Below are 5,264 nucleotides of genomic sequence, written 5' to 3' on the forward strand. Positions count from 1 at the left end.
TACCAGGACACCGACGACGYCGCGGGGGCCCGCGTTGGCGAGCACCCGCACGTCGTCGGTGTCCTGGTACTCCTCGACCAGACGGTCCAGCAGAACCTGGTTGTGGTCCACGACCAGCAGGGTCTCCAGGGCCGGCCGGGACTGCGCCCGCACCGAGGCGACCGCCGCGAGGACGTCCTCCCAGCGGTCCTCGGTGTAGGCGCAGATCACGACCGAGATGCCGGTGTCACCACAGCCGCCGGCGGCACCGGGGATGCCGGGGATGCCGGGGTCGCTCAAGAGACCTTCCCCCGGACCGTTCCGAGCAGCGGCGAGGGATGCGGACGGCGGCGCAGGGCCCGCCGGTTGGAGCGTTCCCCGAGGATCACCCCGAGGACGCGGAACCCGTCCCGCACGGCTCGCAGATTGCTCGTGCCGTGGATGCGCAGGTACTCGTGGCTGGGTATCTCCTGCACTCTCAGCCCGGCCTTGACGACCCGGATGTTCATCAGGGTCTCGACCTCGAAGCCGGTGCAGTCGAGGTCGATCTTGTCCAGGCAGTGCCGCCAGAACGCGTTGTAGCCGTAGCAGAGGTCGGTGTAGCGGGCGCCGAACTTGCGGTTGACGACACCGCACAGGACCCGGTTGCCGAGCTTGCGGATGAAGGTCATGTCGTCGGTGCCGCCGCCGTTGGCGAAGCGGGACCCCTTGGCGAAGTCGGCGCCCGAGACCAGGGCGGAGACGTACGACACGATCTCGTTGCCGTCGGCCGAGCCGTCCGCGTCGACCATCACGATGATGTCGCCGGTGCAGGCCTGGAACCCGGCGTTCAGGGCGTCCCCCTTGCCCTTGCCGCGCTGTTCGACGACCTTGACGTCCGGCCACAACTCGCGGGCCACTTCGACGGTGTTGTCGGTGGAGTTGCCGTCGACCAGGACCACTTCGTGGATCCAGTCGGGAAGCGTCTTGAAGACGTACGGCAGGTTCTCCGCCTCGTTCATGGCCGGGATCACCACGCTCACCGGCGGTGCGATGGCCAGGTGCGAGGAGACGGGCCGGTACTTTCCAGTGGCCGGCGGATTCTCGTCCGCGGTCGCCGGCTGCAGAACGGAACTCATGAGTCTGGTCCCTCTCGTCCGGTGGGCCGCCCGCCCCCGGGCGGCCCGGCTATTCGTCCGGTTCGAAAGGGGGGTTCTCACCCGCGGCACGACGGAACGGAGTTCCGCGTACGCCGGGTGAGCTGGCAAAACTGGCCGGCCGCAGCATGCGACGGCCGACCGCGCGGCACGGCTCGGTCACCGTTGCGGTCACCGAGCACGGCACCCCCCTACCGCGCCCCGCCTCGGTCCGTCGCGGTCCTGAGCCCTCCCCTGGAGCCGCGTACTGACGAACCGGTGCGAGTGAGATGTAGTGCAATGTGCGACGGTATTGATGATTGAACCAGTATGGCAAGACCTGGAGCCAGATCTCACGTTTTTGTTGATTTGGCTGTTACGTGCGCCTCCGGCCGGACGGTCCCGGCCCGCACGAAGAAAGCCTTCCGGTCGACCGGCCGGGAGATCCTGGGCCGGCGGATCCCGAAGAAGGCCTCGGTGAAGACGCGTTGATGCCGATGGTCTGCATGATCCGCATGGTCTGCATGGCCGACTTTGCCCCCCGAAGCGTCGGATGCCGGGCTTCAATGTGGCGCAGCCCGTTGTGGGCGTCAAGGTCCGAACGGCCCTAAGGCCTGAATTCGTCCGGGATTGAACATGCCTGCCCGGATGCGGTCCGAGGTGGACAAGCCGCGTGAGTCCTGAGGGAAGTCACAGTTTTGGCATGGACACTTCCAGTCAACGCGCGTAGTTGCTATGAAAGTTGTGGCAGAGATCCTGCTAAAGGGAGGTTCCATGAGACGTTCCCGACTTTCCGTCCTTCTCGGCTCACTCCTCCTCGCCGTCGCAACCGCCCTCACCGGGGCCGCCACGGCGCAGGCTTCCCAACAGGCCGCCGCCGGCGGCTATGTGGCGCTCGGCGACTCCTACTCCTCCGGCGTCGGAGCCGGCAGCTACATCGGCTCCAGCGGCGACTGCAAGCGCAGCACGAAGGCCCATCCCTACCTCTGGGCCGCCGCCAACTCGCCCTCGTCCTTCGACTTCACCGCCTGCTCGGGCGCACGGACGAACGACGTCGTCTCCGGGCAGCTCGGCCCGCTCAGCGCCACCACCGGACTCGTCTCGATCAGCGTGGGCGGCAACGACGCCGGTTTCGCCGACGTCATGACGACCTGTGTGCTCCAGTCCGAAAGCACCTGCCTCTCGCGGATCGCCACCGCGCGGGCGTACGTCGAGTCGACGCTGCCCGGCCGGCTCGACAGCGTCTACTCGGCCATCCGCACCCGGGCCCCGAACGCCCATGTCGTCGTCCTCGGCTACCCCCGCTTCTACCAGCTCGGCACGTCCTGCGTCGGCCTCTCCGAGGCCAAGCGGAAGGCGATCAACGACGCGGCCGACCTTCTCGCCACCACCATCGCCCAGCGCGCCCGCGCACACGCCTTCACCTTCGGCGACGTACGCACCCCCTTCACCGGCCACGAGATCTGCTCCGCCAACTCCTGGCTGCACAGCGTGAACTGGCTCAACATCGGTGAGTCCTACCACCCGAAGGCGGCCGGCCAGTCCGGCGGCTACCTCCCGGTGCTCAACAGCGCGGCCTGAGCCGGACGCAAGACCCCGGTGGCCGCCCGCTCAGGGGGCGGTCACCGAACCGGAACGAGAGGGGGAGGCCCCGTCCGACGGGGTCTCCGTCTCGCACGTCACCGAGAACGGCACCGAGTCGGACGTCGTGCGCACCGGCTCCCGCACCTCCACACCGATCCAGTTCTCGAACGTCCCGGTCGTCGAGTACGTCGTCACGGTCACCGTGTCCCGCTTCGTGTGCCCGCCGTCCCGTGGGAACGACAGCGTCCGCCACCCCCGGTCGGCCACCGAACCGTCCTCGGACACCCAGCGGTAGGACACCTCCGCGGGCAGCCGGCCCACCGTGAACGTCGCCGTGAACGCCGGCGCCCGCTCCCTCGGCGGCGGACAGACCCCGGAGTACTCCGTGCGCGCGCCCTCCACCGTCACTCGCACCGACTGCCGCGGCGGGGTGGTCTCCTCGCCGTCGTCGTAGCCGTCGTCGCCGCTCGTGGAGGCGGGCGGGGCCGGCCCGTCGGTCCGCCCGGCCGTCTCCCCGCCGCCCTTGTCGCCTTTTTCAGGGTTCTTGTCGCCGCCGGTCCGCGCGGACGAACTCGCGCCGCCTCCCCGGGGGTCGGTGCCGGAAGCGTCCCCGCCGTTCCCGCGGTCCAGCAGCGCGTACGTCAACCCGGCCAGCGCCAGGACCAGTACGGCCACGCCCGCGACCAGTACGGCGGCGGCGCGGCGACCGCCTTCGGGGCGGGTGGTTTCGCCGGCCCCGGCTGCCGGAGCCGGGACCGGTGTCGGGGGCGGGGGAGAGGCAGTGGTCCCGCGCGGGTGGGGATGCGTGGTGGTGGTGGTGGGGCTGTACGGCGCCGAGCCCGCCGTGCCGGCGAGGGGCGTGCCTCCCCGGGAGGGGGTGCCCCCGGCGGCGACGAGCCGCAGGTCCTGCTGGGCCCGCGCCGCCGGCAGCCGCTCGGCCGGGTCCTTGCGCAGCAGCCCCTCGACGACCGGGGTCAGCGGCCCGGCCCGGCGGGGCGGCGGCAGTTCCTCGTCGACGATCGCACGCAGGGTGCTCAGCGGGGTGTCCTGACGGAACGGGGAGCAGCCCTCCACCGACGCGTACAGCAGTACACCGAGCGACCACAGGTCCGACTCGGGGCCGGGGGTGCGGCCCAGCGCCCGCTCCGGGGCGAGGAACTCGGGCGATCCGACGACCTCCCCGGTCATGGTCAGCGCGGAACTGCCCTCGACCACGGCGATCCCGAAGTCGGTGAGCACGATCCGCCCGTCGTTCGCGATCAGCACGTTGGCGGGCTTCACGTCCCGGTGCAGCACCCCGGCACCGTGCGCGGCGCGCAGCGCGCCGAGCACCTCCGCGCCGACGTGCGCGGCGCGTCGCGGATCCAGTGGGCCCTCGGCCTCCAGGACGTCGGCCAGGGACAGGCCGCGGATCAGTTCCATGACGATCCACGGGCGACCGGCCTCGGTCGCCACGTCGTACACCGTCACCACATTGCGGTCGGTGATCCGGGCGGCCGCCCACGCCTCCCGCTCGAGCCGGGCGTACATCCGCTCCACGTCGGCCGCCGGCAGTCCGGCCGGGGCACGTACCTCCTTGACGGCGACCTCGCGGTGCAGCACCTCGTCGCGGGCCCGCCACACGGTCCCCATACCGCCCTCGCCCAGCGGCGACAGCAGCCGGTACCGGCCCGCGACCACCCGCTCACCGCTCGGTTCCTCGGACATGGCGCCCCCCATCGCATCCGGGCGAATTCTCCGTTTCCTCATGAAAATAGCTCAGCCGAGTGCGGATGCCGCCCCCCTGAACAGCAATCCGGCGCCCAGGACCACGACGACGAACGCCGATCCCAGGGGCGCGCTCCGGCGCACGAGCGCGACCGCCGGGCGCGTGGTCCAGCGCGGGCGCCGGGCAAGGAGCCGGGTCACTCCGCTGCCCGCCTTGACGACGGCGTACCCGGAGGCGGTGAGGGTGAGGGCCAGCCCGATGCCGTACGCGACGACGAGCAGCAGCCCGAACCAGGCCTGACCGAGGGCCGCGGCGCCCACCAGCACCACGACGGCGGACGGACTGGGCACCAGCCCGCCGGCGAAGCCGAGCAGGATCGTGCCGCGGAGGGTGGGGGCGACGGGGTGGGTGTGGGTGCGACCGCCGTGAGTGTGCTGGACGACATGGGGGTGCGGGTGACCGGGACGGTCGTGCGGGCCGTGATCGTGATCATGGCTGCCGTCGCCGTCGCCGTCGCCGTATTCGTGGTCGTGGTCATGCGTGTGGTTCCGGTTGCTCAGCGCGCGGCGGAGGAGGTTCGCGCCCGCCAGGGTGACGAGTGCCCCGCTCGCGATGCCGAGCCAGGCGATCACCGAGGGCGCGGCGGCCGAACCGGCCGTGACCAGCAGGCCGAGGGCGACCACACCGAGGGTGTGGGTGACCGTCACCGAGGCGGCCATCGGGAGGACGTCCCGCAGCCGGGCCCTGCTGCCCCGGGCCGCCGCCGTCGCGGCCATGAGCGTCTTGCCGTGACCCGGCGCGAGCGCGTGCGCCGCGCCGAGGACGAGCGCGATCAGCAGCGCGAGCGCCGCGAAGCCCACCGTGAGGTCGTGCCGCGC

The 5,264-nt window shown here is 71.4% G+C and carries 4 protein-coding genes and 1 pseudogene; 1 reads left to right on the top strand and 4 read right to left on the bottom strand.

Annotation, left to right across the window (positions count from 1 at the left end; genetic code table 11):
- Positions 1–279 (bottom strand): glycosyltransferase (locus DIZ27_RS44160; RefSeq protein WP_258308915.1); only part of this gene is annotated, 279 nt, incomplete at its 3' end.
- A complete protein-coding gene (locus DIZ27_RS44165; protein ID WP_109383880.1) occupies positions 276–1,097 on the bottom strand; it encodes a glycosyltransferase family 2 protein in 822 nt (273 codons plus the stop codon). The genes DIZ27_RS44160 and DIZ27_RS44165, both read right to left, overlap by 4 nt.
- 771 nt (positions 1,098–1,868) lie before the next feature.
- Between DIZ27_RS44165 and DIZ27_RS44170 the strand changes: the two genes are divergently transcribed.
- The gene (locus DIZ27_RS44170; protein WP_109383881.1) at positions 1,869–2,675 is read left to right on the top strand and encodes an SGNH/GDSL hydrolase family protein; all 807 of its coding nucleotides are present in this window, start codon (positions 1,869–1,871) and stop codon (positions 2,673–2,675) included.
- A 30-nt stretch (positions 2,676–2,705) separates the two neighbouring features.
- Here the strand turns inward: DIZ27_RS44170 and DIZ27_RS44175 are convergent, their stop codons facing one another.
- A complete protein-coding gene (locus DIZ27_RS44175) occupies positions 2,706–4,385 on the bottom strand; it encodes a serine/threonine-protein kinase (protein ID WP_109383882.1) in 1,680 nt (559 codons plus the stop codon).
- A 51-nt stretch (positions 4,386–4,436) separates the two neighbouring features.
- Positions 4,437–5,264 (bottom strand): annotated as a pseudogene (locus DIZ27_RS44180) (nickel transporter); the annotation flags it as partial.

The organism is Streptomyces sp. NWU339 (assembly GCF_003143855.1).
Classification (GTDB): Bacteria; Actinomycetota; Actinomycetes; order Streptomycetales; family Streptomycetaceae; genus Streptomyces.

Bases quoted from the DNA above. Each gene is read 5' to 3' on its own strand.
- DIZ27_RS44165 (WP_109383880.1), bottom strand. From the start codon at position 1,097: ATGAGTTCCGTTCTGCAGCCGGCGACCGCGGACGAGAATCCGCCGGCC.
- DIZ27_RS44170 (WP_109383881.1), top strand. From the start codon at position 1,869: ATGAGACGTTCCCGACTTTCCGTCCTTCTCGGCTCACTCCTCCTCGCC.
- DIZ27_RS44175 (WP_109383882.1), bottom strand. From the start codon at position 4,385: ATGTCCGAGGAACCGAGCGGTGAGCGGGTGGTCGCGGGCCGGTACCGG.